General features: G+C 70.5%; 28 protein-coding genes and 2 pseudogenes. 17 read left to right on the forward strand and 13 right to left on the reverse strand.

Going from position 1 to position 25,797, the window contains the following annotated elements; genetic code table 11:
- Positions 1 to 8: 8 nt before the first annotated feature.
- Positions 9 to 785, reverse strand: a pseudogene (locus EEJ42_RS03105) (aminotransferase class IV family protein).
- A 379-nt stretch (positions 786 to 1,164) separates the two neighbouring features.
- Here EEJ42_RS03105 and EEJ42_RS53715 point away from each other — a divergent pair.
- Positions 1,165 to 1,392 (forward strand): annotated as a pseudogene (locus EEJ42_RS53715) (glycoside hydrolase family 11 protein); the annotation flags it as partial.
- 88 nt (positions 1,393 to 1,480) lie between these two features.
- Positions 1,481 to 2,314: a polysaccharide deacetylase family protein gene (locus tag EEJ42_RS52310; protein WP_281291387.1), complete on the forward strand. Its 834-nt coding sequence runs from the start codon at positions 1,481 to 1,483 to the stop codon at positions 2,312 to 2,314.
- 5 nt (positions 2,315 to 2,319) lie between these two features.
- Here EEJ42_RS52310 and EEJ42_RS03120 read toward each other — a convergent pair whose 3' ends face one another.
- From EEJ42_RS03120 to EEJ42_RS03150, 6 genes are all read right to left on the reverse strand, one after another.
- Positions 2,320 to 3,414 (reverse strand): tartrate dehydrogenase, encoded by a 1,095-nt coding sequence (locus EEJ42_RS03120; protein WP_123098485.1) that lies wholly within the window; start codon positions 3,412 to 3,414, stop codon positions 2,320 to 2,322.
- Between the two features lie 112 nt (positions 3,415 to 3,526).
- The gene (locus EEJ42_RS03125) at positions 3,527 to 4,444 is read right to left on the reverse strand and encodes a LysR family transcriptional regulator (protein WP_123098486.1); all 918 of its coding nucleotides are present in this window, start codon (positions 4,442 to 4,444) and stop codon (positions 3,527 to 3,529) included.
- A gap of 154 nt (positions 4,445 to 4,598) precedes the next feature.
- The gene (locus tag EEJ42_RS03130; protein ID WP_123098487.1) at positions 4,599 to 5,732 is read right to left on the reverse strand and encodes a glycerate kinase; all 1,134 of its coding nucleotides are present in this window, start codon (positions 5,730 to 5,732) and stop codon (positions 4,599 to 4,601) included.
- Complete coding sequence (gene dctA / locus EEJ42_RS03135) at positions 5,732 to 7,114, reverse strand: C4-dicarboxylate transporter DctA (RefSeq protein WP_425472841.1); 1,383 nt, start codon at positions 7,112 to 7,114, stop codon at positions 5,732 to 5,734. Before dctA ends, EEJ42_RS03130 begins: the two co-directional genes overlap by 1 nt.
- A 392-nt stretch (positions 7,115 to 7,506) precedes the next feature.
- A complete protein-coding gene (locus EEJ42_RS03145; RefSeq protein ID WP_123098489.1) occupies positions 7,507 to 7,845 on the reverse strand; it encodes a hypothetical protein in 339 nt (112 codons plus the stop codon).
- 59 nt (positions 7,846 to 7,904) lie between these two features.
- Entirely contained in the window at positions 7,905 to 8,249 is a 345-nt protein-coding gene (locus EEJ42_RS03150; RefSeq protein WP_123098490.1) for a hypothetical protein, read from the reverse strand.
- A gap of 203 nt (positions 8,250 to 8,452) precedes the next feature.
- Here EEJ42_RS03150 and EEJ42_RS50155 point away from each other — a divergent pair, with 203 nt between their 5' ends.
- From EEJ42_RS50155 to EEJ42_RS03170, 5 genes are all read left to right on the forward strand, one after another.
- A complete protein-coding gene (locus EEJ42_RS50155; RefSeq protein ID WP_148081831.1) occupies positions 8,453 to 8,887 on the forward strand; it encodes a hypothetical protein in 435 nt (144 codons plus the stop codon).
- A 118-nt stretch (positions 8,888 to 9,005) separates the two neighbouring features.
- The gene (locus EEJ42_RS03155) at positions 9,006 to 9,626 is read left to right on the forward strand and encodes a TetR/AcrR family transcriptional regulator (protein WP_123098491.1); all 621 of its coding nucleotides are present in this window, start codon (positions 9,006 to 9,008) and stop codon (positions 9,624 to 9,626) included.
- Positions 9,623 to 11,398, forward strand: coding sequence for an alpha/beta fold hydrolase (locus EEJ42_RS03160; protein ID WP_123098492.1), 1,776 nt, complete (start codon positions 9,623 to 9,625; stop codon positions 11,396 to 11,398). Before EEJ42_RS03155 ends, EEJ42_RS03160 begins: the two co-directional genes overlap by 4 nt.
- A gap of 33 nt (positions 11,399 to 11,431) precedes the next feature.
- Positions 11,432 to 11,701: a type II toxin-antitoxin system Phd/YefM family antitoxin gene (locus EEJ42_RS03165; RefSeq protein ID WP_123098493.1), complete on the forward strand. Its 270-nt coding sequence runs from the start codon at positions 11,432 to 11,434 to the stop codon at positions 11,699 to 11,701.
- Positions 11,691 to 12,149, forward strand: a complete 459-nt coding sequence (locus tag EEJ42_RS03170) for a type II toxin-antitoxin system VapC family toxin (protein ID WP_123098494.1) — start codon at positions 11,691 to 11,693, stop codon at positions 12,147 to 12,149. The genes EEJ42_RS03165 and EEJ42_RS03170 overlap by 11 nt, the downstream gene beginning before the upstream one ends.
- Positions 12,150 to 12,215: 66 nt before the next feature.
- Here EEJ42_RS03170 and EEJ42_RS03175 read toward each other — a convergent pair whose 3' ends face one another.
- Positions 12,216 to 12,512, reverse strand: a complete 297-nt coding sequence (locus EEJ42_RS03175) for a GYD domain-containing protein (protein WP_123098495.1) — start codon at positions 12,510 to 12,512, stop codon at positions 12,216 to 12,218.
- Positions 12,513 to 12,575: 63 nt separating this feature from the next.
- On the reverse strand, positions 12,576 to 13,052 hold the full coding sequence (locus tag EEJ42_RS03180) for an ATP-binding protein (RefSeq protein WP_123098496.1): 477 nt from the start codon (positions 13,050 to 13,052) through the stop codon (positions 12,576 to 12,578).
- Between the two features lie 167 nt (positions 13,053 to 13,219).
- Here EEJ42_RS03180 and EEJ42_RS03185 point away from each other — a divergent pair, with 167 nt between their 5' ends.
- From EEJ42_RS03185 to EEJ42_RS03225, 9 genes are all read left to right on the forward strand, one after another.
- On the forward strand, positions 13,220 to 14,134 hold the full coding sequence (locus EEJ42_RS03185; RefSeq protein ID WP_123098516.1) for a helix-turn-helix domain-containing protein: 915 nt from the start codon (positions 13,220 to 13,222) through the stop codon (positions 14,132 to 14,134).
- Positions 14,097 to 14,210, forward strand: a complete 114-nt coding sequence (locus tag EEJ42_RS52315) for a DUF397 domain-containing protein (protein ID WP_246095998.1) — start codon at positions 14,097 to 14,099, stop codon at positions 14,208 to 14,210. The genes EEJ42_RS03185 and EEJ42_RS52315 overlap by 38 nt, the downstream gene beginning before the upstream one ends.
- Positions 14,207 to 14,461, forward strand: a complete 255-nt coding sequence (locus EEJ42_RS03195) for a DUF397 domain-containing protein (protein ID WP_123098497.1) — start codon at positions 14,207 to 14,209, stop codon at positions 14,459 to 14,461. Before EEJ42_RS52315 ends, EEJ42_RS03195 begins: the two co-directional genes overlap by 4 nt.
- Positions 14,462 to 14,730: 269 nt before the next feature.
- Positions 14,731 to 15,561, forward strand: a complete 831-nt coding sequence (locus tag EEJ42_RS03200; RefSeq protein ID WP_123098498.1) for a hypothetical protein — start codon at positions 14,731 to 14,733, stop codon at positions 15,559 to 15,561.
- Between the two features lie 174 nt (positions 15,562 to 15,735).
- On the forward strand, positions 15,736 to 18,519 hold the full coding sequence (gene haaT / locus EEJ42_RS03205; protein ID WP_184502911.1) for a cyclophane-containing RiPP biosynthesis TPR protein HaaT: 2,784 nt from the start codon (positions 15,736 to 15,738) through the stop codon (positions 18,517 to 18,519).
- Positions 18,520 to 18,644: 125 nt separating this feature from the next.
- Positions 18,645 to 18,836 (forward strand): HaaA family cyclophane-containing RiPP peptide, encoded by a 192-nt coding sequence (haaA, locus tag EEJ42_RS03210; RefSeq protein ID WP_123098499.1) that lies wholly within the window; start codon positions 18,645 to 18,647, stop codon positions 18,834 to 18,836.
- 16 nt (positions 18,837 to 18,852) lie between these two features.
- Positions 18,853 to 20,040 (forward strand): FxsB family cyclophane-forming radical SAM/SPASM peptide maturase, encoded by a 1,188-nt coding sequence (locus EEJ42_RS03215; RefSeq protein ID WP_123098500.1) that lies wholly within the window; start codon positions 18,853 to 18,855, stop codon positions 20,038 to 20,040.
- Between the two features lie 28 nt (positions 20,041 to 20,068).
- Positions 20,069 to 20,542 (forward strand): cyclophane-containing RiPP N-acetyltransferase HaaN, encoded by a 474-nt coding sequence (haaN, locus tag EEJ42_RS03220; RefSeq protein WP_123098501.1) that lies wholly within the window; start codon positions 20,069 to 20,071, stop codon positions 20,540 to 20,542.
- A gap of 115 nt (positions 20,543 to 20,657) precedes the next feature.
- A complete protein-coding gene (locus EEJ42_RS03225; RefSeq protein ID WP_246095999.1) occupies positions 20,658 to 21,353 on the forward strand; it encodes an Lsr2 family DNA-binding protein in 696 nt (231 codons plus the stop codon).
- On the opposite strand, the gene EEJ42_RS03230 is transcribed toward EEJ42_RS03225, so the two are convergent.
- On the reverse strand, positions 21,323 to 22,324 hold the full coding sequence (locus EEJ42_RS03230) for a helix-turn-helix transcriptional regulator (RefSeq protein WP_123098502.1): 1,002 nt from the start codon (positions 22,322 to 22,324) through the stop codon (positions 21,323 to 21,325). The two genes, EEJ42_RS03225 and EEJ42_RS03230, sit on opposite strands and share 31 nt — an antisense overlap.
- 97 nt (positions 22,325 to 22,421) lie before the next feature.
- On the opposite strand from EEJ42_RS03230, the gene EEJ42_RS03235 reads away from it, so the two are divergent.
- Positions 22,422 to 22,802: a VOC family protein gene (locus EEJ42_RS03235; RefSeq protein ID WP_123098503.1), complete on the forward strand. Its 381-nt coding sequence runs from the start codon at positions 22,422 to 22,424 to the stop codon at positions 22,800 to 22,802.
- A gap of 83 nt (positions 22,803 to 22,885) precedes the next feature.
- Here the strand turns inward: EEJ42_RS03235 and EEJ42_RS03240 are convergent, their stop codons facing one another.
- The 3 genes from EEJ42_RS03240 to EEJ42_RS50595 form a co-directional block, all read right to left on the reverse strand.
- Positions 22,886 to 23,329 (reverse strand): hypothetical protein, encoded by a 444-nt coding sequence (locus EEJ42_RS03240; protein WP_123098504.1) that lies wholly within the window; start codon positions 23,327 to 23,329, stop codon positions 22,886 to 22,888.
- 79 nt (positions 23,330 to 23,408) lie between these two features.
- Positions 23,409 to 24,515, reverse strand: coding sequence for a NucA/NucB deoxyribonuclease domain-containing protein (locus EEJ42_RS03245; RefSeq protein WP_148081833.1), 1,107 nt, complete (start codon positions 24,513 to 24,515; stop codon positions 23,409 to 23,411).
- Positions 24,516 to 24,598: 83 nt separating this feature from the next.
- On the reverse strand, positions 24,599 to 25,797 hold a 1,199-nt coding region (locus tag EEJ42_RS50595; RefSeq protein ID WP_123098506.1), incomplete at its 5' end, for an NADase-type glycan-binding domain-containing protein.

Consider the following 25,797-nt stretch of genomic DNA (forward strand, 5'->3'; position numbering starts at 1 on the left):
CGCGCCGCCTACAGCGGTTCGCCGGGGATGGCCAGGTAGGCCGCGCGCAGGTGGGCGAGCAGGGGGTGGTCCGTGGCCATCGGGGTCCCGTCGATGCGGGAGATGGCGCGCACACCGATGCTCGTGTTCGTCGCGAAGGCGGCGTGCAGGTGCGGTACGTCCGCGAGCGTCACGGGGGCCGTCGTGTACGGGGCGTGCTGCTGGAGCAGGGCCATGGTCACTCCCGGCAGGACGTCCGCCTCGGGTCAGACGACGCCCTCGTCTCCGATGAAGCCGACGTTCCACGTTCCGCCCTCGGAGATCCGGTTGTCGGGGCCGACGAAGAGGGCATCGTCGTACCCGTCGAGCTGCGCCGTACGGCGGGAGTGGAGCGAGCCGAACAGACCCAGGTGCTTGACGCCCGGCACATCGCGTTCGTAGCCGATGGTCTTCACCCGCAGCGGAGGCAGCGGCAGCGACGCCGCGGGACGCACGGTGACGAGGATGCTCGGCGTATCGGCCTTCGCCGGGCGCCCCATGTCGACGTCGGGGTCGAAGACGCTGACGCGGACGACGAACGACCCGCTGCGCCCGCCCGCCGCCTGCCGGACGTACCGCCGGACCAGCTCGGGGTCGAGCTCCGCGCCGAAGACCGCCTTGCAATCCCGCACCACGCGCTCAAGGTGCAGCCCCAGGCCGCGGACGCGCTGATCGTCGACGCGCATGCTGGTGAAGTGCCCGTAGTTGGTGAGCGCCAACGTCAGCAGGGCGTCGGGATCCGCGGGGCGTCCGTTCAGTTCGGCCATGACTTCAGCATGGCAGGGGTCGGTGACCTGCTGCGCACGATCGTCTCTGACGCAACCGGTAAGGCCTCGGAACTTTTCGTGATTCTTTCCGGAAGGCCATTGACTGTTGACGTGGGCAGCTCAAAACTGCGTGAGCGGGGGGCGAGGAGGGATCACGCAGATGAAGGACGCACCGGCCACTCGCAGACGCGGCCGTTTAGGGCTGCTCGGCCGATTCCGGCTGCTCGTCAGCGCGGCGTGTACGACGGTGCTGGTTGCCGTGGCGGCGTTGGTGCTGCCCGGCACCGCGCACGCCGACACGGTCATCACCACGAACCAGACCGGCACCAACAACGGGTACTACTACTCGTTCTGGACCGACGCGCCGGGGACCGTCTCCATGACCCTGGCCTCCGGTGGCAGCTACAGCACGTCGTGGCGCAACACCGGGAACTTCGTCGCGGGCAAGGGGTGGAGCAAGGGCGGGCGCAGGAGCGTGACGTACTCGGGCACGTTCAACCCGTCCGGCAACGCCTACCTGGCGCTGTACGGGTGGACGTCGAACCCGCTGGTGGAGTACTACGTCGTCGACAACTGGGGCACGTACCGGCCCACGGGGACGTACAAGGGCACCGTCACCAGCGACGGCGGTACGTACGACATCTACAAGACGACGCGGTACAACGCCCCCTCCGTCGAGGGCACGCGGACCTTCGATCAGTACTGGAGCGTCCGGCAGTCGAAGCNCCGTCGAGGGCACGCGGACCTTCGATCAGTACTGGAGCGTCCGGCAGTCGAAGCGGACGGGCGGGACGATCACCACCGGCAACCACTTCGACGCCTGGGCGCGCGCCGGGATGCCGCTGGGCAGCTTCAGCTACTACATGATCCTCGCGACCGAGGGCTATCGGAGCAGCGGGAGCTCCAACATCACGGTCAGCGGTGCCGGTTCGGCCCCCACAAAGGCGGCCTGCAACGGGTACGTCGGGCTCACCTTCGACGACGGCCCGACCGCCAACACACCGGCCCTGCTCAACTCGCTCAGGCAGAACGGGCTGCGGGCCACGATGTTCAATACGGGGCAGAACGCCGCCGCCAACCCGGCCCAGGTGCGTGCCCAGGTCAGTGCGGGCATGTGGGTCGCCAACCACAGCTACACCCACCCGCACCTGACCCAGCAGAGTCAGGCGCAGATCGACTCCGAGATCTCCCGGACGCAAGCGGCCATCGCGGGCGCGGGTGGCGGCACGCCGAGGCTGTTCCGGCCGCCGTACGGCGAGACCAACGCGACGGTGAGGTCGGTCGCGGCCAAGCACGGCCTGACCGAGATCCTCTGGGACGTCGACTCGCAGGACTGGAACAACGCCAGTACCGACGCCATCGTGCAGGCCGCGGGCAGGCTCACCAACGGCCAGGTCATCCTTATGCACGACGGCCCCGCCAACACCCGCGCCGCGATCCCCCGCATCGCGCAGGGGCTGGCCGCGCGCGGCCTCTGCGCCGGGATGATCTCGCCGCAGACCGGCCGCGCCGTGGCCCCGGGGGCGTAAGAAGATCAGGCGTTCAGCGCGTCGATTAGGGCCTTCGTCACCTCCTCGGTCGTCGCCGTGCCGCCCAGGTCGCGGGGGAGGACCCCCGCGGCCGTCGTCGCCTCGATGGCCTTGTGCAGGCGGGCCGCGGCGTCGGGGAGGCCGAGGTGCTCCAGCATGAGGGCCGCGCTGCCGACCGCGCCGATGGGGTTGGCCAGGCCCTGGCCCGCGATGTCGGGGGCGGAGCCGTGGACGGGCTCGAACATGCTGGGGAAGCGGCGCTCGGGGTTGAGGTTGGCGCTGGCGGCGAGGCCCAGGCTGCCCGCCAGGGCGCTGCCGAGGTCGGAGAGGATGTCGGCGTTGAGGTTGGAGGCGACGACGACCGACAGGTCCTCGGGGTGGAGGACGAACTTCGCGGACATGGCGTCCACGAGGACGCTCTCGGTCTCCACGTCCGGGTAGTCGGCGGCGACGCGCCGGAAGACGTCGTCCCACAGGACCATGCCGTACTGCTGGGCGTTGCTCTTGGTGACGGACGAGACCTTGCGGCGGGTACGGGTGCGGGCCAGGTCGAAGGCGAAGCGGAGGATGCGTTCGCAGCCGACCTCGGTGAACAGGGCGGACTGGACGGCGACTTCGCCGCCCGGGCCGCGGCCGGAGAGGTTGCGGCCGCCGAGGCCCGCGTATTCGCCCTCGCTGTTCTCCCGGACGACGACCCAGTCCAGTTCGGTGGTGTCGGCCTTGCGGAGGGGGCTGGTGACGCCGGGCAGGAACTGTACGGGGCGGATGTTGGCCCACTGGTCGAAGTTCTGGCAGATCTTGAGGCGCAGGCCCCACAGGCTGATGTGGTCGGGGACGGTGGGCCAGCCGACCGCGCCGAAGTAGATGGCGTCGAAGTCCTTGAGGCGGTCCAGGCCGTCGTCGTCGATCATCTTGCCGGTGCGCTCGTAGTAGCCGCAGCCCCAGGGGAACTCCTCCCACGCGAAGGCGAAGGCGTCGTCGGTGTTCCGGGAGTCCTCGGCCAGCGCGTCCAGGACGGCGCGCCCCGCGGCGACGACCTCCTTGCCCACGCCGTCGGCGGGGATGGCGGCGATGCGGAACGTACGGGGGGCGGCGGTCATGGGTGCCTCCGGCTCGCTGTGGTGGGGTTGGTTCGAGTCAACACAGGGCGGTCGTGGCGCGTCCAAGACCTGGTTTCGATGCGACGTATAGGTCTGGCCGATGGGTCGGGCGTCAGTCGGAGCGCGCGGTGTCGCGCGTGCGCCGCGCGGCCAGGGAACCGGTGAGGGACAGGAAGGCCCGTGCCGCCGGGGTGAGGTGCGCGGGCAGGCTGACCATCGTCACGTGCAGCTGGGCGGTCGGTTCCAGGGGCGCCACCGCCGCGCCGCAGCGCCGGGCGAGCCGGGTCCAGGACGAGGGCAGGACGGCGACGCCGACCCCGGTGAGGGCCAGGGGCAGGATCGACGTCCGGTGGTCGACGACCGTCACGATCTGCGTGTCGCTGCCGCCCGCGGTGGCGGTGATGTCGTCCACGATGCTGCGCATCAGGCTGCCGGTGCGGGAGGCGATGAGCTTCTGCCCGGCCAGGTCCGCGGGCCGGATCGTGACCCCGTCGTCGATCGCCCCGCCGGGCGCGGCGACGACGACGAACGGCTGGTCCTCCACGTGCAGGACGTCCAGCCCGGACGGGTTCACGGGGCTCGCCGAGCCCAGCAGGCCCAGCTCGCAGGCGCCGCTGCGCACCAGGGCGACCACCTCGTCCGGGGTGAAGGCGGCCTGGGTGCTCACCGTCACGGACGGGTGCAGCTCGGCGAAGCGGTGGATGAGGGTGGTGAGCGGTTCGATGCCGGGCGAAGGCATGGTGGCGACCTCGACCGTGCCGCCGTGCAGCCCCGCGAGCCCGGCGGCGGTGTCGCGTACGGCGGCCAGGTCCCGCAGGACGCGCCGGCTGGGCTCCAGCAGCTCCGCGCCCGCCTCGCTGAGGACGACGCCCCGGCCGACCCGGTGGAAGAGGGCCACCCCGAGGTCGGCCTCCAGGGTCGCCATGGCCTGCGACAGCGACGGCTGGGCGACGTGCAGGGCGGCGGCGGCCTTGCTGAAGCCGCCGTGTTCGACGATGGCCAGGAAGTATTCGAGCTGCCGGGCGTCCATGGTGCCTCCCCGGGCGGTGCTGGCTGCGGCTGCCGGGTCAACCTATCCGCCCCCGGGCCGTGCCGGGCTGCGGCTGCCGGGTCGACCTGTCCGCCCCGGGCCGTGCTGGGCTGCGGCTGCGGCTGCCGGGTCAACCTGTCCGCCCCGGCCGTCGCTACCCGATCCAGCGGTCGGCGAGGGTCCGTCCGCACCGGGCGAGCAGCCGCGCCGACAGCGCGCTGTCGCTCGCGCAGTCCTGGTCGGTCAGGTCGGCCAGGGCCTGCACGGACCGGAAGTGGGCCGCGGTCCGGTCGGCGGGCAGCGTGCACCGCCCGGCGACGGCGTGCACCGGTACGCCCTGCCGATGGGCCCGGCGGGCGAGCGCGACCGGCAGCTTCCCCGCCAGGGACTGCTCGTCGAGGCTGCCTTCGCCGGTGATGACGAGATCGCTCGCGGCGAGCAGCGCGTCGGCGCCGAGCAGGGTGAGGAAGTAGTCGGCCCCCGAGCACACCCGTCCGCCCAGCAGCATCCCGGCGAAGCCGAGGCCGCCTGCCGCCCCGGCGCCGGGCGTACGGGCGAGGCGGGCCGCGTCGGGGACGCCCGCCGTCTGAAGACCGCGGACGAAGGAGCCGAGGGCGTCGTCCAGTTCGCGTACGTCGCGCGCGGACGCGCCCTTCTGGGGGCCGTAGACGGCGGCCGCGCCCGCCGGTCCGAGCAGCGGGTTGTCCACGTCCGTGGCGAGGACGAGGTCGACACCGGCCAGCGCGGAACGGGCTTCGGCCAGGTCGGCCGTACGGAGGCCCGCGAGCCCTCGCCCGCCGGGCCCGATCGGCGTGCCGTCCTCGCGGGACAGCACGGCGCCGAGGGACTGGAGCAGACCCGCGCCACCGTCGGTGGTGGCCACGCCGCCGAGTGCGAGGACGACCGTGTCCGCACCGCCCGCCAGCGCGTGCCGCACGGCCTGGCCGAGGCCGCGGCTGGTGGCGGTGAGCGGTGCCGTACGGCCGTCCGGCAGCACGCCGAGCCCGCAGACGGCCGCGGCTTCGACGACGGCCGTACGGGTACGGGCGTCCACCGCGACGCGCGCGGTGAGCGGCAGCCCGGTCGGACCGGTCACCGTGACCGTCTCGGGGCGGAACCGGCCCGAACAGGCGGCGGCCACGCTCCCCTCTCCCCCGTCCGCGGGCGCGAGCCGGTGGACCCGGGCGTGCGGGGCGCCGTCCAGCAGGCCGCGCTCCAGCGCGAGGGCGACGTCGTCGGCGGAGAGGGAGCCCTTGAACTTGTCCGGGGCGATCAGCACGGACACCATCAGGGGGTCGCTCCGGCGGTACGGGCAGGGGGCGCCGGGACGGCTTCCGGCTCAGGCTCGGGCTCGGCGGCCGTCGAGGGCTCAGCGGCCGTCGAGGGCTCAGCGGCCGTCGGGGGCTCGCCGCCCTTCCCCGCCAGCACCCTCCGCGCCCGCCCGACGTCCAGGCCGTTCTCCCAGCGGGCGACGAACAGGGTGGCGACGGCGTTGCCGAAGAAGTTCACCAACGCCCGGCACTCCGACATGAACTTGTCGATCCCGAAGATGAGCATGATGCCCGCCGCGGGAACGTGCCCGGCCGTCGACAGCGTCGCGGTGAGCGCGATGAAACCGCCGCCCGCGACGCCCGCCGCGCCCTTGGACGTCAGCAGCATCACGGCGAGCAGCCCGAGCTGCTGGGTGACGGACAGGGGCGTGTCCGTGGCCTGCGCGATGTAGAGGGTGGAGAGCGAGAGGTAGATCGCCGCGCCGTCGAGGTTGAAGCTGTAGCCGGTCGGGACGACCAGGCCGACCGTGGACCGCTCGACGCCCATGAACTGGAGCTTGCGCATCAGTCCCGGCAGGGCGGGCTCCGCGGTGGACGTGCCCAGGATCAGGAAGAACTCCTCCTTGAAGTAGCGGACGAGCTGGAAGATGTTCAGCCGTACGTACGCGGCGAGCACGCCGCCCAGCACCACCACCACGAACAGCGCGGAGGTGACGTAGAAGAGCAGGATCAGCGACCCGAGGCTGGTCAGCGTGGACAGGCCGAACTTCCCGATGGCGTACGACATCGCGCCGAACGCGCCGAGCGGCGCGGCCTTCATGACGAACGACAGCACCTTGAAGACGACCTCGGTCAGCCTGCCCACGCCCGCGATGACCGGCTCGCCGACCTTCCCGACCGACTTCAGCGCGATCCCGAAGATCACCGCCAGGAAGATCACCTGGAGGATGTCACCCTCGACGAACGGCCCGAAGAAACTCTCCGGCACGATGTTGGTGAGGAACTCCCACCAGTGCTGGTGCGCGCCCTGTTCGATGTACTGTCCCGCGTCGCCCGAGGTGTCCAGCGTCGAGGGATCGGCGTGGACGCCGTCGCCGAGCCGGAAGATGTTGATGGCGACCAGCCCCGTGAGCAGGGCCACGATCGTGCCGATCTGGAAGTACGTCAGCGCCTTGATCCCGGTGAGGCCGACCTTCTTCAGGTCGGCGACTCCGGCGATGCCGCCGATGATGGTCAGGAACACGATCGGCCCGATCAGCATCTTCATCGCGGTGATGAAGGTCGTGCCGATCGGCTCCATGGCGGTGGCCAGATCCGGCCACCGCCAGCCCAGCACGATGCCGATCACGATCGCCGCCAGCACCTGGATGTACAGCTGCCGGTACCACGGTTTCGCCACGGCTCGTTCCGGGGCGGCTCGCTCTCGGTCCGGGGTATGCGTCATTGCAGCCTCCCTGATCGCGCGAGACCGAGCCCGATCGGTCCGCGCCAGCTTGCGCCACAGTGAACCGGGCCACAGCTCAGGGGGTCCACGACCAAAAATCGATGCCCCGCATAGGCGGGGCCTATCTGTTCTGCCGGTGGGTCGCCTACCGGTCGGCCTGCCACGTCGACGTCGAAGTGCACGGCGACGCGCAAGCAGCCGGCCGCCGCGCTCCAGTCGAGCAGGGGCCGCGTGGAGGTGCGCAGCTCATCGGGCCCGAACGAGGAGATGCCCCACTCGGCGACGTTGGGCAAGCGACGGCGGCGCCACCGGCCGTACCAGTGGCGCCGCCTCGTCTGTGTGGGTGGTCAGTCCCGGATCTCCGAACCGACGCGGAGAATCCCGACCGCGCCGCCCTGAGTGCCGGGGCACTTCCGCTTCGAGGTCTTGCCGTTCCAGACCCAGGGGCCGTAGAAGGTGGTCTCCACACCCCGGGTGTCCACGCAGATGATTTTCACGCGGTGCGCGCCGAGATGCCCCAGACCCGAGCAGTAGGAATAGCCGGTGGTGCCGCCCCTCGACCACGCATTGCAGTCGGCGGACCGGGTTGATACATCGCCGTCGTCGTTCGCCATGGCGTTCGGCGCGACGAGACTGGCACTCATGGCCAGTCCGGCGATGGCGAGGAAAGACTTCTTTCGATTCATGCCGGTGTCCCCCTGATGTGCGAAAACTACGCCTGGATTCGTGGTGCGGTGATCGCGCGTCAGAACAACTCGACCTGGTAGCCCGCCTTGTAGACGCCTACCGCGCCACCCTGAGTGCCAGGGCACTTACGCTTGGACCAGTCACCGCTCGTGCCCATCCGCCACGGGCCGAAGAAGGAGGTCTGTACGCCGCGGGTGTCGATGCAGGTGACCTTTACCCGATACCGGTCGAACCTCGCCAGGTCGGCGCACTTCGCGTACGCGGTGGTCTCCGTGTGCTTCGTGGTGCAGACGTACTTGACGCTCACGTCGTCGTCCGCGGCAGCAGCGGCAGGCGCGAGCATCGCGCCCGTGGTCATGACGGCAGCCGCGATGGCCGCGATGGAGCCGACTTTGCTCCTCATTCAAAATCCCCCGTTTTCATTTTTCAGGCTGAGCCTGTTTGCGGTCGCGGAACTTTGTACCTGCGCCCGTTCGCCGGGCGCAAGGGGTTTGCGCCACCCAATCCCAGGGAGTGCCGACCTCCCGTCATATCGGGCAAAGTCATGCCTTTGCATTGCCATCGAGGACCAAGCGGAAGTGCCTTGCCGACGCCCTGACTTCACCCATGACGTCTGCTAGCTTTCCCGCCAAGCACGATCACTTCGATCACGCGAAACGGGGAGCAATTTTGAGGTTCAAGACCATCGGCGTGGCAATTGTCGCGTCACTCGCGGTATTCGGGGGAACTCAATCGGCATCCGCTGCCGACTGGCTCACCGCGAAGGCACCCACCTACAAGTCCGGAAAGGTCACGGCAAAGGCGACCATGCTCGGTCCGCAGCCCGCGGGCACGAAACTGTGCGTATCCCTCCTGGTGGCCCACCCCTACTACCCCGACATCGAGGTGGCCCAGAAGTGCAAAACGATGCAGGCCGGGTCCGTGAGCGTCACCGCCAAGGTCGGCACCTGCGGTAAGTACTCGAGCTTTGCCAGCGCCAAGCGGGGCGGCTCGGGGAAGTCCTCCATCCGTAAGTCGAATCCCGCCATTTACTGCAAGTAAGCAACAGCGGTCGGCAGGCCCCCGTCTCCACGGGGGCCTGCCGTCGTGCGCCGTCGTGCGTCCTGGTGACCCCGACCCCCGTGCTCGAAAAATATGTAGACCGGTCTATTGTGATGGCATGACGGGGACCAAAGGCGCCATGACCAGCGCACGGCTCGCGGAGTCGATGCTCGAACTGATCCAGCTGCACGGCTACAGCGGTACGGGACTCAACACGGTGGTGGAGCACTCGGGCGCCCCCAAGGGGTCGCTGTACTTCCACTACCCCCAGGGGAAGGAGGCGCTCGGGGAGAAGGCCGTCGAGCTCGCGGCCGAGCGGTTCGGCTCGCTCGTCACCGACTCGGCGCTGGATGCGGCCCCGCCGGGCCAGGTGGTGCGCCGCGTGCTCGACACGCTGGCCGGGATTCTCACCGAGAGCGACTTCCGTCTCGGGTGCCCGGTCTCGGTGGTGACGCTGGAGATGGGCGCGCAGAGCGAGCGGCTGCGGGACGCCTGCGCGAACGCCTTCGAGTCGTGGATCGGGCCGGTGACCGAGTACCTCGTCGCCCACGGCCGCCCTCGTACCGACGCCCGCGCACTGGCGACCGCCGTGGTCAGCATGGTGGAGGGGGCGGTGATCGTGTCGCGCGCCCAGCGGTCCACCGAGCCGCTGCGCTGCGCCGCCCGGGCGCTCGCCGTACTGCTGGACGAGGGTGACGAGGGTGACGAGGGTGACGAGGGTGCGGAGGCGTCGGCATGAGCGCGGTCGAGGACCGGCACGCACTGGTGCTGGGCGCCACCGGCTTCCTCGGGCGCCACCTGGTTCTCGCGCTCGGCCGGGCCGGCGTACGGGTGAGCGCGGCCAGCCGGAGCCACGCGTCGTACCGGCGGCTGGCCCGATGGCTGGCCGAGCGCGGGCACGAGAAGGCCCCGGCCGACCTCCGGGTCGATTTCGCGGAGCCGTCGCCGATCCAGGGCGCGTGCGACGACGTCACCGAGGTCTACAACTGCGCCGGTGCCTACCGGTTCGGGATGTCGGCGGACGACGCCCGCCGCGCCAATGTCGACAGCGTCCGCGCGGTCGTCGCCTTCGCGGCGCAACTGCCGCGCGTGCGGCGCCTGGTGCACGTCTCCGGGTACCGGGTGGGCGGGCAGGACCCCGCCCTCTGGAGCGACGAGCGGAGAGCGGCGGCCTACCGGGCCCTCGGCCCCTACGAGGCGTCCAAGGCCGAGGCGGACGCCGTTTTCCAGGCCCTGTCCGACGAGTTGGGCGTTCCCTGGTCCATCGTCAGCCCGGCCAGTGTGATCGGCGACAGTGTCACCGGCGAGTCCGACCAGTACCTGGGGCTCGCGTCGAGCGTGAAGGACCTCTGGCGGGGCTCCCTCCCGGCGCTACCGGGGAACGCGTCCACGTTCGTACCGGTGGTCGCGGCCGACTACCTCGCCCGGTTCATGGCCCTGCTCCCGGTGGACGACGCCGCCGAGCGCGCCTCGTACTGGCTGCTGGACGACGACACTCCCCCGCTGCCCGACCTGCTCACGCTCATCGCGGAGCAATACGGGATCACGGCGCCCCGGGTACGGATTCCCGTATCCCTGGTCAAGCGTCTGCCACGGCGGCTCACCAGGGCCGATCCGGAGACCCTGACCTTCCTGTCGAGCGACCGCTACCCCACCGATACGGCGCACGCCTTCGCCGCCCGCCACGGGCTGACCATGCCCGACGCCGTCACGACGATCCGCCGCTGGGCCGACCACCTGGCCGCGCACCGCTTCGGCGACGCCCCGGCGGACGGCAGGCGGTTCGCCACGCCGGGCGGGATACGGACGTTCGAGCTCGGCGAACCCGGCGCCCCCACGGTGGTGCTGCCGGGCCTGCCGGTCAACGCCGACACCTGGGCGCCGGTCGTCACGGCGGTCGGCCGTACCCGCGCCGTCGACCTGCCCGGGCTGGGGATGAGCGGCGGACACCACGACGACTGGCCGACCTGGCTGACCGCGCTGATCACCGAGACCGGCGCCCGTCACCTGGTGGGCCACTCCATCGGCGCCGCGGCCGCCGTCGAGGCCGCGGCCGCCCACCCCGCCGCGGTGGAGCGGCTCACGCTCGTCGCGCCGTACTTCCTCCAGGCGCGCCCGGCGCTCACCACCCAGTGGGCGCCCCTGACCCGCGGGTACCTGAGCCACGTATCCCCCGACGCGCTGGCCAAGCGCCTCACGGGCACCACGGCGCACGCGACCGCGCTCGCCTCGAGCGTGGCGGACCTGCGCCGCGGCACCGTCGCGGGCAACGTCTCCCGGCTCCTGGCCGCCGCCGCCAAGCCGCGGTGGCGGGCAGACCTCCGGGCCCAGCTGCGGCGGTACCCGGGACGGGTGCACGTCATCGTGGGCTCCGACGATCCGCTCACCCCCGACGGCCGGGCCCTGCTGGACGCACTCCCCCACGCCACCGTGACGGTGGTCGACGGCGCGGGCCACCATCTCCAGCTGACGCACCCGGAGGAGGTCGCCAAGGCCATCGGGCACTGGTAGCACCCGGTAGCACCACGCGCTACCGTGGGCGCCATGACCGCCCAGCCTGAGATCACCCAGCGGGACCTGCGCACCCGGTCCAGAGAAATCATGGACGCCGTCCAGGATGGCCAGGCGTTCACGGTCACCCGGGACGGACACCGCATCGGCGAGCTGGTCCCGCTGCGACAACGTCGGCGGTTCGTCCCGCGCGCGGAGTTCGCTGCCATGTCCCGCCCGGCCCCGGACATCTCGCTGGAGGCGTTCCGCGCCGACCAGGACTCCGCTGCTCAGCACGAGCAGGACGACCCCTATGACCGTTGAGTACGCACAGGGACTCCTCGACACCAATGTGATGATCCTGCGCAAGTGGATCAACGCCGACGAGCTTCCCGCCGAGGTCGCGATCAGCGCCATCACCCTGGCCGAGTTGTCCGCGGGTCCGCATGAGGTCCGCCGGAACGAGGAACAGGACGATTACGACGAGCACGCTGAGCGCGCCCGACGGATGGACGTCCTCCAGCGCGCCGAGAACGAGTTCGACCCCATTCCCTTCGACGCGGAAGCAGCCCGCGTCTACGGCAGGGTCTGCGCGGCCGTGATCAGCAGTGGACGCAAACCGCGACGCCGGGTCGCCGACCTGATGATCGCCGCTATCGCCGTCGCCGAAGACCTCCCCCTCTTCACCACCAACCCCGACGACTTCAGAGGGCTGGACGACCTCCTCACCGTTGTCCCCGTCACCCGGCCACGAGTACCTCACGACAGGTAGACGGGCCCTGCCTCCGCCGCTCAGCTCCGCGTGGCAGGGGCCGCCAACCCGCTGAGACCGGAACCGTCAGCCCGCCGCCTTGGCGATGATGCCGTCCATCTCCTCCCGGTCGAAGGCGCGCAGCGTCGTGCTGCGGACGTTTCCCAAGCCGCTGAGCTGGAGCGATGCCGCAGTGGCGGTTTCGTCGTCGGGCGCCTCGAAGGTGTAGATGATGTCGTACTGGCCGACGGTCCAGTGGAAGTCCAGGAGCTTCACCCCGAGCTTGTCCATCGCCACTCTGAAGGCCTCGTAGCGCTTCGGCGTGTCCCGGAAGGCACGGACACCCTGATCGGTCCAGTTCAGCAGGGTGATGTAGGTGGGCATGGCCCTCACCTCCTCATGTCAATTCTGAAGAGGTCCGGGCGAGGGCGCACGCCCTGGCGGACATCAGGCTCCGTGACGATGCTCCTGCGCAGCGCACTCCGCCCAGACGGTCTTGCCGACCGGTACGCGGGGAGCCGTGCCCCAGCGCGTGGCCAGCAGGTCGACCAGGAGCAGCCCGCGACCCGTTTCGTCCTCGGGCGAGGTGGTCGGCGGCCTGAGCGGTAGGCGCTCGTCGCGGGTGTCCGAGACCTCGATGCGGATCGTCTGCATGGGCGCTTGTTGCAGGGTGAGGCGGAGACGGAAGTCCCGCCCGGGTACGCGTCCGTGGCGTACGGCGTTCGACGCCAGCTCCGCCACCAGCAGGGCCACCGTGCACGACGTGTCCGACGCGGGCGGATATCCCCACTCCGCCACGTGCCGTGCGGCGCCCCGCCGCGCCAGCCGTGCGCCTCGGGGCGTCGAGGGGAACTGCGCGATGAGCTCGCGGTACTTCGGTTCCTCGTCCGGCGTGGTCGTCGTCTTCAGCACGGTGTTGTCCATTTCCGTCCGTCGGCCTTTCGATCGACTCGCAGCGTGTGCGAGTCGTGACGTTCCGCACCCAAGGATCGGATGCCCGGCCTACGCTCGGAAGGTGATGAAGCCTTACCTTCCCACCTGTAAGGAACGGAAGTGACGTATTGGCCAAAGAAATTGACCCGCGGGAGTCGATGGCAGCGCTGTTCGGCTCGCGGGTCCGCAGACTCCGTACGGCGGCCGGGCTTACCCAGGCCGAGCTGGGCCTGAGGGCCCATGTGGTGAGCACGCGGATCACCCAGATCGAGCGGGCATCCGGGGCGCGACCGACGCTGGCGCTCGCGAGGGCGCTCGATTCCGCGTTAGCTGCGGACGACCTGCTGGTCGACCTGTGGACGTACGTTCACCGCGAGACCTTCCCCGACTGGTCGCGGGCGTTCATGGCCTATGCGGCACGAGCAAAGGCGATTCGTGAGTACGCGGCGCAGGTGGTGCCCGGTCTGTTGCAGACCGAGGACTACGCGCGCGCCGTTCTGAGTCTGGACCCACTACTCACAGGCGAAAAACAGCTGGAGGAGCGTGTAGCCGCCCGACTGGAGCGCCAGGAACGGCTCGCGTCGTCCGACCGCCCCGAGTTGTGGGTCGTCCTGGACGAGGCGGTGCTGCGGCGCCCGGTCGGCAATACGGCGATCATGCGCAGGCAGATGGCCCGTTTACTGGAAGCGGCCGCAGAACCCCACGTCACCGTGCAGGTGCTGCCGTTCGACCAGGGCGGGCACGCGGCCATGGGCGGATCCTTGACCGTCCTGACCGTCCCGGACGGCACCGAAGTCGCCTACAAGGAAGGCGCGGACTTCGGCCAACTCATCGAAGAACCAACGGATGTCGCTCAGTACGCGGTGACCTACGATCGGCTACGGGCAGTGGCCCTGCCCCCACTCATGTCACTCGACATGATTCGGTCCGTGATGGAGGGCAACCACCGTGGAGCGAATATCCCGACCCGATCTGAACGGCGCCGCCTGGCGCAAGAGCAGCTACAGCAACCAGGCGGGTGGAAACTGCGTGGAGGTGGCCGACGGCATTCCCGGCGTCGTTCCCGTCCGTGACAGCAAGAACCCCCAAGGTCCGGTGCTGGTCTTCCCTGTGGGCACCTGGGCGGCGTTCATCGGTGAGTTGACGTGAACAGCGCCGTCTGGCGGAAGAGCAGCTACAGCAACCAGGAGGGCGGCGACTGCGTCGAGGTGGCCTGCGCCGCTTGGCATAAGAGCAGCCATAGCAACCAGGAGGGTGGCAACTGCGTGGAAGTGGGCGACGGCATCACCCCTGTCGTCCCCGTCCGTGACAGCAAGCACCCCGAGGGGCCGGTGCTGGTCTTCCCGGCAGGCTCCTGGGCCCGCTTCATAGGCGAGTTGAAGACCGGCGACCGGCTCTGAGCCCACCGGTTACCGGTCGGCGTCGGCTTTCCCGGTCCCCCGGATCCTCGTGCGCGGGGGTCCGGTGGGCCGCGAACTCCCCTTAAGAACCAGGGGAAAGAACTCCCGCCCACCCACCCTTCCGGCTGCGGTCACTCGTACGGGTGACCGGCTTGCGGGGGCGGCATGACGGTCGTTACGTTCGCCGCAACAACCGCAAAACGACGGCCCCCGCCGGGACGGCAATCCCGATCGAGGGCCTGACCGATCAGGAAGAAGAGACCTTCCCGATGGCTGAGCCTCAGTCTAACGCGCACGCGCGCGCCGACGCCGGAGCACCGACCTCCGGCGTGATCCACATCCGCACCCGCCTCACCGCCGACTTCACCGTGATCGCCAACGCCCTCGCGCAGCGACGCGGCAGCGCGGTCACCGTTGGCGTCGCGGCCTACATCCCGTCCCTCCCCGACGGCGCGCCCGTGAGCATCGCCGCGCTGTGCGCCCACTTCACCGAGGGCGAAATCCTGATCTCGCGGGCGCTGAGGGAGCTGGAAGCCGCCGGATACCTGGTGCGGCGGCGCGAACGCGGGCCCGGCGGGGTGATCCGTACCCGTACTTACTTCTACGACGTACCGGGCGGCGGATCGCCCACCCCGCCCTCCACCGCGCGTACGGCGACACCGGCGACGCCCGAGCCCGAGCCTGAGCCGAAAGCCGTCCCCGAGGCGCCCTCGCTCGCCGACGCCGACGAGCGGGCCGTCGCCATCCTCTCCTCGCTGCGTCTCGCCGACCCGCGGCTCATCCTGTCCCGCCGCGACGTCGCCGAACTCGCCCCCGCCGTCGGGCAGTGGCTCGCCGCCGGGGTGGGCCCCGCGCAGATCACCGTGGCGCTCACCGCCCGGCTCCCCGACCACCTCCTGACCCGCCCCGCCCGCATCCTCGCCTTCCGCCTCAGCGACCCACCCCTCCCGGCGCCCACGCCGACCACCGCCGCGCCCACGTCACCGCCCGTCCTCCGCTGGCGGACCTGCGACGGCTGCGAACGCGCCTTCCGCGCGGCCGAACCCGGCCGACACTGCCGCGACTGCCGAGCCGAGCAGCAGATGGCAATGGCCTGCTGATGGCGCGGAGTCGACCTTGACCAACGTCGTTCGCTGCTGGTCGGCTTGGAAGGTTGAGGTGTCGGACTCGGGGGTTACCGTCGTGGTCAGGTCGGTTCTGGGCGTGCTGTGGTGGGTCGACAGCGGTGGAACAACGGGTACGACACGTCCCGGCTCCCCCGTGGCGGCGCGCTCATGAGACTGCGGAGGGGTATCGCGATCGCCGGGGTCGCGGGTGCTGTCGCGGTGACGACGATGCTGATCGGGCTGGTGACGAACGCCGTCTCCGATCAGTCGCGTTGGCCCGGCTGGCTGGGGTGGCTCCAGGAGCACGCGTGGTTCTCGTTCATCTTGCTGGGCGTGGTGATGGTCGTGGGCACGGCGTTGCTCGCGACGCTGTCGGAGACTCGGGCGCCCGTACCGGTCGTAGAGCCGATGGTCCGGCCGGACGAGGGGACGGGGCTTCCGGGCGCGGCTCTGGTACTCCGGTCGCTGCCGCGCGACACCGCGGCGTTCACCGACCGGGCCGCCGAGCTCGAGTCGCTGGTGCGCTCGGTGCGGGACTGGCAGGAGAGCGGTGAGGCGCTGCCGGTTCATGTGGTCGACGGCATGCCGGGGGTCGGGAAGACGACCTTCGCGGTACATGCCGGGCATGTGCTCTCGGAACGGTTCCCGGACGGGCAGCTCTTCGTGAACTTGAACGGGTATACGCCGGGGCAGAGCCCGGTGCAGCCGACCGAGGCGCTGGCCTCGCTGCTGGCGGCAGCCGGTGTGCCGACACAGCAAATTCCCGTTGGTGAGGACGTGGGTGCGGTCACCGAGGCGCGGGCCGCCATGTGGAGAGGACGGCTGGCCGACAAGAGGGCGCTGCTCATTCTCGACAACGCGGTCAGCTACCGCCAGTTGGAGCCGCTGCTGCCTGGTGGGGGCAGCTGTCTGGTGCTGGTGACCAGCAGGAAGCGGCTGGCCGCCAACGAGGAAGTGGTGCTGCCGGTCGAGGCACTGCCGCCGGATCATGCGATCGATCTGTTCATCCGGCTCAGCGGGCGCCCTGCGGATTCCCTCGACCGGGCTGTGGTCGAGGCGCTGGTGCGCATGTGCGGATATCTGCCGTTGGGGGTGTCGCTGCTCGCGGCGCGGCTCCGGCATCATCCGTCCTGGACCGCCGAGAGCCTCCGGGAGCGGTTGGCGGCGGCGCGTGATCGGCTGGTGGAACTGCGTGCCGGGGAGCGTGCGGTGACCGCGACGTTCGACCTGTCCTACCGGGATCTTCCGCACGAGCGGCAGCGATTCTTCCAAAGCCTGGGCCGCTACCCCGGCGCCGATCTCGACGTGTACGTCGGGGCCGCCCTGGGCTCCGTTCCCGTAGCGGAGGCGCGGCGTCACCTCGACGCGCTCTATGACGACCACCTGGTTGATGAGCAGCCGGGTGGCCGCTATCAGCTGCATGACCTCTTACGCGACTATGCGCGCGGTCTCGCCGCCGAGGAGAGAGTCAGTATGGATGACGCCCAGACCATCACGCGTGTCTGCACCTACTATCTGATCGCCCTCGCCGACGCGAACAGGCACATCGTGCGCGCCGGGGCAGCCGCACCGCCTCCGCCGGACGGCGGGGCCGAAGTGGAGCGACCGCCCATGGAGTCGCGCGCCGCCGCTCTGGAGTGGCTGGAGAGCGAACGGCCCAACATCCTGGCCACCATCCGGCGGGCGAACGGCCTCGACCTGCACGGGCTCGTGATCCGCCTGGCAGCTGCCATGGCTCCCTTCCTGCGGCAGGCCGGGCCCTGGGACCAGGCCGTCGGGCTGCACCGGTCCGCCGCCGAAGCCGCCCGGCGGACCGGGGACCGGCAGGCGCTGGCCGGCGCCCTCGCCGAGCTGGGGGTCGTACGGCGCTTCATGGCCGCGTACCCGGAGGCGGTCGAGGCGCTGAACCAGGCAGTGACGGAGTACGAGGCGGTCGGTGACCGGCAGGGCACGGCCGACGCCCTGAACCAGGCGGGCATCGTCTGGTATCTGACCGCCGATACCGAGGCGTCGGCCCGAGCCCAGACCCGGGCCCTTGCTCTCTACCGCGAGGTGGGAGACCGGTTCGGGCAGGCCAACGCGCTCGCGGATCTTGGCATGGTGCGTCGGCAGACGAGCCAATTCAATGCCTCCGTGGAAGCGCAGACGGAAGCTCTGTCCATCTATCGCGAGCTGCGCGATCAGTACGGTGAAGCGAATTCGCTGCGGGATCTGGGCGTCGTGCACTGCCTCATGGGCGAATACGAGCTGGCCGCCCGGCGGCACCGCGAGGCCTTCTCCATCTACCGGGAACTCGACGATCGGGACCATCAGGCGTACGCCCTCAACGAGCTGGGCCTGGTACGACGGCTCACCGGTGATCCCGACGGGGCGCGCGAGGCCCACTCGCAGGCGTTGGACCACTACACCGAACTCGGCGACCGGTTCGGCCGCGCCAACAGCATCCGCCACCTCGGGGTCCTGGCCCGCGTATCCGGCAGCCTCGCGGAGGCGGCCGCGCTGCTGGAGGAGGCTCTGAGCACGTACCGCGACCTGGGCAGCCGTGGGGGCGAGGCCGCCGCGCTCGGCGAGCTGGGAGCGGTCCGCGGGCTTGCCCGGGAGCGGGACGGGGCGGTCGAGGCATTCCAGCGCAGCGTGGAGATCCTGCGCGATCTCGGCGATCGGTGTGGCGAAGCGGAGATCCTCAACCACTGGGGAACGCTGCTGCGTACCGGGGGCGATCCAGCTGCGGGCCAGGGACGGTTCGAGCAAGCGCTGAGCCTGGCCCGGGACATCGGTTGTCCCCGTGAGGAGGCGCGGGCGCTGGACGGCATCGGCCGCTGCGGCGTGGAACTCGACGGGCCCGCTCGGGGCGAGCCGTCGCTGCGGGACGCTCTCGCCGTGTACCGGCGGTTGGGGCTGCGCGCCGAGGCCGATGAGATCGAGGACTTCTTGGCGTCTCGGGCCGGATGAGTCGGCCCCCTGACCGGTTTCCGTATGCCGCCGCTGGTGTCCGGCTGCTACGTTGAGCCGATCTGCCGCTTCAACCGCCGTCGCACCGTGCCGACACCGGCACGCCCCAGCACGAGGAGCGTTGAATGCCGTCACCCACGCCCGTCCCCGCCCCGAGCGGCATGGCGCCCATCGCCCCGGAATCCGCGCAGGACAGCCCGGTTCTGGACCGCCTCGCCCACCGCGTACAGCAGCGTCTGGAGGCCGAGCAGGCCGCGACGAACCGCGTCGGCGACGGCGCCCACGCGGCCTCGCTCATCTGGCCCTGGCCGCTGTGAGCGCGCCTGCTGCTCGATGACACGACCCGAAGACGCCGCCCCACTGCGCAGCTTCATCCTCAAGGTCGCCAACCGCTGCAACATCGACTGCGACTACTGCTACGTCTTCAACTCCAAGGACCAGACGTCGCGGCACCTGCCCGCCCGGATGAGTCTGGACGTGGCACAGGCCGCCGCCCGACGGATCGGTGAGCACGCCGCCACGCACGGCTTACGGGAGGTCCACGTCGTCCTGCACGGCGGTGAACCACTGCTCGTCGGTCCGCGGCACATGGGCGATCTGCTGCTCGCCCTGCGGGAAGGTGTCGCGGCGGAGACGGACGTGCGGTTCGAGCTCCAGACCAACGGGACGCTGCTCAGCGCGGCCTGGCTGGACCTCTTCGAGCGGTACGAAGTCGTCGTGGGCGTCAGCCTCGACGGGCCCCCGGCCGCCAACGACCGGCACCGGCTGAGCCACACCGGGCGATCGAGCGCCCTCTCAGCCGTCCGCGGCATCGAACTCCTCCGCTCCCGGCCGCATCTGTTCGCCGGGCTGCTCGCCGTGATCGACCTGGCCAACGATCCGGTCGAGGTGCACGACTACCTGGCGTCGTTCGAGCCCCCGGTGATCGACTTCAACCTGCCGCACGGAACGCACGACGATCCGCCGCACCGCCACGACCCGGGCCTGCCGGAGTACGGGCTGTGGATGAGCCGCGTGTGGGACGCCTGGCTCGCCCGCCCCCAGTACCGGCACACTGTCCGGATGCTGGAGGACATCGTGGCCCTCAGCTCCGGTGTCCGCGGCTCGGTCGAAACCCTGGGCCTCGCCCCACCGGCCGGCGTCGTGATCGAGTCCAACGGCACGATCGAAGGCGTGGACACCCTTCGTTCCGTCGAGGAAGGCGCCTCCTGGCTGGGCATCGACCTCCTCACCCAGTCCTTCGACCAGACCATGAACCACCCGAAGCTCCGCCACCGGCACGATGGCAAGGCAGCGCTGGCCGAGCAGTGCCAGGGCTGCCCGCAGGTGGACGTCTGCGGCGGGGGCTACCTCCCGCATCGCTTCAGCGCCGCACGCGGCTACCGGAATCCCTCCGTGTACTGCGCGGACCTGGAGTACCTGATCCGGCACGTCCAGGACTCCCTGCGCGAGCACGGCTGGAGCACCCACGCACCGGACCGCACCGCCACGGTGGGAGTCCGCGTTGAAGCGAGCGAGTGAAGCAATTGAGGAACGACAGGAGATGCCGATGACCGTGACGATCCGCCCCGCCGAAAAGCGGGACGTCCTCGCCCTGGCCGAGCTGATCGAGGAGATCGAGCGGTTCTACGGTTCGACCGAGGTCCAGCCGCTCGACGAACGCCAGGCCCAGGTGGAGGAAGCCCTGTTCGGCTCACCGCCCATGGTCTTCGCCCTGGTCGTCGAGGACGAGACGGGTGACCTCGCCGGGCTCGCGGCCTACTCGTTCCTCTGGCCGGCCGCGGGTTCCTCCCACTCGCTGTTCCTCAAGGAGCTGTACGTCCGCGACACCCTGCGCCGCCAGGGCGTCGGCGCCCGACTGATGGGTGAACTCCGCGCCCTGGCCGCCGCGCGTCCTGGATGCAGCCGCGTCGAGTGGATGACCGATCGCGACAATGCGGAGGCACGTTCCTTCTACAAGTCGCTGGGGTTCGCGGAGTTCGACGGAAAGATCGTCTACCGGGTCGATACCAGCACCGCGTAAGCCCGTCGAAAGCGTCTGGCGGCGGCAGAATTGCGGGCATGGATGCGGGGACTTGCAGCGCTGAAGGGGGCGGGTGGAGACGTGAGAAGCGGAAGGAGCGGCGTAAGACACCGACATGAGGAACCTGATGAACGCCATCGACGCACTCGCCCAGCTCTGTCCGCCGCCGGCCGATCCGCCCCCGGGCGTTGATTGGGGCGCGGTGGAGACGGAGCTCGGGATGAGGCTTCCTGGGGACTACAAGCGGCTTGCGGATGCGTACGGGCCCGGGGACTTCGCCGATTTCATCAGCATCTGCCATCCCCACGGCTACACCGAGTACAGCAACCTCACCGGCCGCATGCCCGGCATCATCCGCGAGTACGTCCAGCAGGACTACGACCAGGGCAAGGCGCCTGTCCCCTGTCACCCGCGGCACCTGTTCTCCATGGGGGGTATCGGCAACGGCGAAAAGCTCTTCTGGATCACCGATCCCATGGACGCCCCCGACACCTGGCGCATCGCCGGGACCGAGGACCGCGGGCTCCGCTGGTTCACCTTCGACGGCACGCTGACCGAATTCCTCGTCTCGGTGCTGAGCGGTGAGACGGCGGTGCCCCAGTTGCCCGACGGGCTCCTTGAGGAACCGGTGGGGTTCGAGCCTTCCGTCCCCACGCCCTGGGTGCCCGTCAACGTGAGGAGGACGCCGCCCATCAACACGAAGAGCATCCGGGAGTGGGGGCGGGCCCATGGGTACGACGTGCCCGACCGTGGGCGAGTGCCCACGGAGGTGCGCGAAGCCTACGATCGGGCCCAGGCCTTTCGGGCGTAGGACGCGAGGCGATCTGCGAAGGCGACGACGAGGGCGCGCAGTTCGTCGGGGTGCTCGATGACGAACGGCCGGTCGAGTGCGGCCAGCACCGGGGGCAGCCAGTCAAGGCGTTCCGCACGTAGCCGAACGCGCAGCCAGCGTTCGGGGGCGCGGTCCTGGCCTGTCGCGGGCTCGAGGTCCTCCAACGTCGCGATGCTTGCGGGGAGGTGGGCGCGGATCTGCTCGGCTGTGCCGTGGATCCGCAAGGTCACCTCATGTCGGTACTCGGTCGTGGCGAACCCTGACAACACGCGCTGTGCCGGAGCGGTGTCCACGGGAGGCTCGAAGGAGCCGGGCAGGGTGCGGGCGTCTGCGATGCGGTCGAGGCGGAAGGTTCGGTCCTCGTCGATCCCGGCGTCCTTGCCCGTGACGTACCACCGGCCCGAATGGGCGACGATGCCGTAGGCGTGCAGGGTGCGTTCGCTGCGGCGGCCGTCGCCGTCGGTGTATCGCATCGAGACCGGTCGGTGGTGGCGGACCGCGTCGGCGAGGGTGAGCAGGATCCCGGTGTCGGGGGCGGCGAACTCGCCGGGCTGATCGGTGAAGGCGAGCGATTCCAGGAGCGCGTCGAGCCGGCGGGCGACGTGCTGGGGCAATACCCGCCGGATCTTGGCCGATGCCGTCTCGCTCGCCGTGTGCCCCGCCGTCATCAGCCCTGTTCGTCGGCCGGCGACCAGGCCGAGCAGCACGACCAGGGCCTCGTCGTCGCTGAGCATGAGCGGGGGCAGGCGGTACCCGGGAGCGAGTCGGTACCCGCCGTAGCGGCCGCGCACCGACTCCACGGGCACGTCGAGGTCGACCAGGTGGTCCACATACCGCCGCACGGTGCGCCCGTCGACGCCGAGCCGATCGGCCAGTTCGGCCACCGTCCGCGTACCGCCCGACTGAAGCAGCTCCAGGAGTGTCAGCACGCGGCCGGTGGGACGAGGCATGTTCGCAGCCTAGCGCGCATACCGGGCCGATTCTGTCCCCTATTTCTCCTAGTCTGCGACGCGCAGCAGCTCAGCTCCAGCAGCCAAGGAGAACACCATGGACTTCGTCTCGATCCGCATCATCACCGCCGACGTCGCACGCCTCGTCGAGTTCTACGAGCGCGCCACGGGGGTACGGGCGATATGGGCCACCGAGGACTTCGCCGAACTGAAGACTCCCCACGCCACCCTTGCGATCGCCGGCACCCGCACCGTCCCGCTGTTCGCCCCGGACTCTGCCCGTCCGGCGGACAACCACAGCGTGATCATCGAATTCCTCGTCGCCGACGTGGACCGCGTGCACCGAAACCTGACCGCCTTCGTCACCGACTTCGTCAACGAGCCCACCACGATGCCCTGGGGCAACCGGTCGCTGCTGTTCCGCGACCCGGACGGCAACCTCGTCAACTTCTTCACCCCCGTCCGGGTCCATTCCTAACGAGGGTGGAGGTTTTCGGGGGGTGAGGGGGGCTGGGGCCAGAGTTGGATGAGGTGTTCTTCGTCTGGCTCGGGGGCTGCCCTCTACGCGGCCGTGGATCCTCGCGCGGAACCAGCGGGGGTCCCGTCGGGGCAGGGGAGCTTCGGTTCGGCGTGGAGGTCGGAGCCCTGTTCGCCGAAGGTCCACACCTCGGCGAGGGCCGTGTGGGGGTCGCGTTCGCCCTCGTCGTCCTCCGGGGCGGGGCCGGTGCCGCCGGGTTCGGCCAGGACGCTGACCTCCCTGATCCAGGACCAGGGCGCGGGGTCCAGGGGTGGGGCGGAGTCGTGCACGCTCGTCGTCAGCGTGATCTCGTCCCATTCGGTGAGGGTGAGGACTTGGAGGCCGCGCTGGTCGTCGTAGGGGACGACGTTGCCGCCGATCGCCTTGTTGGGGTCGATCTGGAGGAAGACGTCGGTGACCTCCTCCACCGCGCCAGTGATCACGTCGTAGCTGTGCTCTACGTCGACCCGGAAACGCTCCTCGGGCATGCGGGGCTCCTCGGCTCCTGTGCGGGTGAACGGGCGCGTGGCCCGCACTCTAGTGAGCGGGCCACGGTGATCTGTTCGCTCAGCCCATGTTGATGTAGTACGGGTCGCCGACGAGGACGCGGTACTTGGCGTAGAAGCTGTTCAGGATCTGTCCTTGCCGCGTGTTCTCCCAGCGCGGCACCCATGTGATGGCCCGGTTCGGCGGTGCGTACGCGGTGCCGCCCTGGTGGGTGCTGGCGAAGGGGTACTCGTCGCACGACGGCGAGGTCGGGTTGTACTCCTGGCCCGGCACGGTGGGCAGGACCACCCAGGTGACGTCGCCCCGTCCGGGTTTCTTGCCCCCGCACACCGCATCCCGGTTCTTCTTTTTCGTGGCCTCACCGGCGCGCGTCAGCGGATGGCTGGAACCGGGACGTCCGATGTGCAGCGAGGCGGACTGCACCTTGCGGATGTTGCTCGCGATGTGCGGCAGGAAGGCCATGCCGGACGGGAGGTTCCCGTCGTCGGTCGTGGCGCGCTGGGGGAAGACGCATCCGGCGGCCTTCGTCCGCCGCGTCTGCGACTCGTTCCACAGCGTGTCGTCGCAGCGGTAGCGCTCCGACCTGTACGTCATGGTGCCGGGCAGGTAGCCGGGCTTGGTCATCGCGAACGAGTAGCGCGTCGCCGTCGTGCGCTTCTTCATTTTGGCGACGCGCATCGCGTAGTCGATGCCGCCGGACGGTGCCGCGCTGCCGAGGGTGAACGGCTTCGCGAGGGCGCCCGTGGCCTTGGCCGTGGCGCTGGGGGCGGTGGGGCGGAAGACGGTGCGGATGCCGTTGGCGCGGCCGGTGAGGCGCGCCTTGGACACCGCGATCTTCTCGCTCCACTTGGTGCGGCGCAGGTTGAGGTCGATCTCGTGCTCGATCGTGAACTGGGCCGTGCCCTCCAGGTGGGGCACTCCGTTCACGATCTTCAGCACGCTCACGGTGGCCTTCACGGTCTTGCAGGCGTGGGTACGGATGAACTCCTGCGTCACCACGGCCGGCGTCGCGCACAGTTTGCCCGTGTCGTCGGCGGCCCTGTTCATCGGCTGGGTGCTGCTGTAAGTGACGTTCAGGTGATGCTTGACCCGCGGTGCGGCCTGGGCGGTGTCCGGGGTGGGCGGGGGCCGTGGGGTGCGGCAGTTGGACACAGGGGGCCCGTACATCCCGCCCGCCCCGCTCGTCTCGTCCTGCTGCGAGTGATCTTCGAGCGGGACACGAGCGGGGCGAGGGTGTTCGGCGTACGGGGTTACGAGCGGCTCGCCTTGGACGGGCCGAAGAACTCGATCTCGGCGATCGCCACCTGCTTCTTGCCATCGGCTCCGTAAGCCGACTGGATCGTGAAGCGGACCGCGGTGACGTTCTGGACGCGGAACGGGCGGCGCTGGAAGCCCGCGCCCTGGTCGAGGTTGAGTTCGCGGACGGTGGTCTTGCCGTCGTCCGTGGTGATCCGGGCCTCGATGCGGTGCGGGAGGGCGGACTTGGTGAGGGTTTCACCGCGGCCGGACATCCCGGGGGTGATGCCGATGTCCAGCAGCCGTACCGGGTCGCGGAAGCGGGCCTCCAGCCACTCGCCCTTGGCGGACTGGGTGACGCCCGGCCCCCACCAGGAGTTGCTGACCACGTCGAACGCCTTGTCCGGGCCGTGCTGGGGGTACGAGCGGGACGCCTTGTACGAGTCCGGGGCGAGCGGGGCGCGCTTGGCGAAGTGGTCGCGTACGGCGCTCACCGCTTGCGGGGTCTGGAACAGGGCCCAGCCCACCAGGGCCAGCACCGCCGCGAGGACCACCCAGCGCAGGATGCGGCCGATCTGGTAGCGCAGGCGCGGGCGGTCGCCCGCCCAGGGCTGTTCCCGGTTGCGGTAGTCGAACAGCCGCCGCCACCAGGGGAGGCGGGCCGGGTTCTCCGGGCCCTCGGCCATCGGCATGGCGCAGCGGGCGCAGAAGTGGCGGTCGGGGCGGTTGGCGGTGTGGCACCAGGGGCACGCGACGCCGCCGTGGTTGTCCGGCGCGACCGGGGCGCGCACCTCGGGGCGGGCGGGCGCCGGTCGGCCCGGGAGGACCGGGGCCACGGCCGGGGGGCGTTCGGGTTCGCCCTGCGGGTCGGCCACCGGGACGAGCAGGGCGCGGGCCCGGTCCGTGGTGGATTCCGGGTCGGGGGTGCCGGTGGCTCCCGCGGTGGGTGCCGGGGTGGTGGCCCGGGGCACGGGGCGGGTCGGGTCGGCGTCGCCCGCCGGGGTCGTGGGGGGCGTTGACCCCGGCGGCCCGAAGCCCGGCGAGGCGTTCCCGTACGAGGCGGAGCCCTGCGGCGCGGAGCCCTGCGGCGCAGGGCCGTGCGGGGCGGAGCCCTGCGGCGCGGAGCCCTGCGAGGCGGAGCCCTGCGGGGCGGGACCGTGCGGCCCGAAGCCCGGCGAGGCGGAGCCCTGCGGCGCGGAGCCCTGCGGGGCCG

Source organism: Streptomyces botrytidirepellens, assembly GCF_003721215.1.
GTDB classification, from domain to species: domain Bacteria; phylum Actinomycetota; class Actinomycetes; order Streptomycetales; family Streptomycetaceae; genus Streptomyces; species Streptomyces himastatinicus.

Coding starts and splice junctions, on each gene's coding strand:
- EEJ42_RS03120 (WP_123098485.1), bottom strand. CDS start 3,414: ATGACCGCCGCCCCCCGTACGTTCCGCATCGCCGCCATCCCCGCCGAC.
- EEJ42_RS03125 (WP_123098486.1), bottom strand. CDS start 4,444: ATGGACGCCCGGCAGCTCGAATACTTCCTGGCCATCGTCGAACACGGC.
- EEJ42_RS03130 (WP_123098487.1), bottom strand. CDS start 5,732: ATGGTGTCCGTGCTGATCGCCCCGGACAAGTTCAAGGGCTCCCTCTCC.
- EEJ42_RS03145 (WP_123098489.1), bottom strand. CDS start 7,845: ATGAATCGAAAGAAGTCTTTCCTCGCCATCGCCGGACTGGCCATGAGT.
- EEJ42_RS03150 (WP_123098490.1), bottom strand. CDS start 8,249: ATGAGGAGCAAAGTCGGCTCCATCGCGGCCATCGCGGCTGCCGTCATG.
- EEJ42_RS50155 (WP_148081831.1), top strand. CDS start 8,453: ATGACGTCTGCTAGCTTTCCCGCCAAGCACGATCACTTCGATCACGCG.
- EEJ42_RS03155 (WP_123098491.1), top strand. CDS start 9,006: ATGACGGGGACCAAAGGCGCCATGACCAGCGCACGGCTCGCGGAGTCG.
- EEJ42_RS03160 (WP_123098492.1), top strand. CDS start 9,623: ATGAGCGCGGTCGAGGACCGGCACGCACTGGTGCTGGGCGCCACCGGC.
- EEJ42_RS03165 (WP_123098493.1), top strand. CDS start 11,432: ATGACCGCCCAGCCTGAGATCACCCAGCGGGACCTGCGCACCCGGTCC.
- EEJ42_RS03170 (WP_123098494.1), top strand. CDS start 11,691: ATGACCGTTGAGTACGCACAGGGACTCCTCGACACCAATGTGATGATC.
- EEJ42_RS03175 (WP_123098495.1), bottom strand. CDS start 12,512: ATGCCCACCTACATCACCCTGCTGAACTGGACCGATCAGGGTGTCCGT.
- EEJ42_RS03180 (WP_123098496.1), bottom strand. CDS start 13,052: ATGGACAACACCGTGCTGAAGACGACGACCACGCCGGACGAGGAACCG.
- EEJ42_RS03185 (WP_123098516.1), top strand. CDS start 13,220: ATGGCAGCGCTGTTCGGCTCGCGGGTCCGCAGACTCCGTACGGCGGCC.
- EEJ42_RS03200 (WP_123098498.1), top strand. CDS start 14,731: ATGGCTGAGCCTCAGTCTAACGCGCACGCGCGCGCCGACGCCGGAGCA.
- haaT (WP_184502911.1), top strand. CDS start 15,736: ATGAGACTGCGGAGGGGTATCGCGATCGCCGGGGTCGCGGGTGCTGTC.
- haaA (WP_123098499.1), top strand. CDS start 18,645: ATGCCGTCACCCACGCCCGTCCCCGCCCCGAGCGGCATGGCGCCCATC.
- EEJ42_RS03215 (WP_123098500.1), top strand. CDS start 18,853: ATGACACGACCCGAAGACGCCGCCCCACTGCGCAGCTTCATCCTCAAG.
- haaN (WP_123098501.1), top strand. CDS start 20,069: ATGACCGTGACGATCCGCCCCGCCGAAAAGCGGGACGTCCTCGCCCTG.
- EEJ42_RS03225 (WP_246095999.1), top strand. CDS start 20,658: ATGAGGAACCTGATGAACGCCATCGACGCACTCGCCCAGCTCTGTCCG.
- EEJ42_RS03230 (WP_123098502.1), bottom strand. CDS start 22,324: ATGCCTCGTCCCACCGGCCGCGTGCTGACACTCCTGGAGCTGCTTCAG.
- EEJ42_RS03235 (WP_123098503.1), top strand. CDS start 22,422: ATGGACTTCGTCTCGATCCGCATCATCACCGCCGACGTCGCACGCCTC.
- EEJ42_RS03240 (WP_123098504.1), bottom strand. CDS start 23,329: ATGCCCGAGGAGCGTTTCCGGGTCGACGTAGAGCACAGCTACGACGTG.
- EEJ42_RS03245 (WP_148081833.1), bottom strand. CDS start 24,515: ATGTACGGGCCCCCTGTGTCCAACTGCCGCACCCCACGGCCCCCGCCC.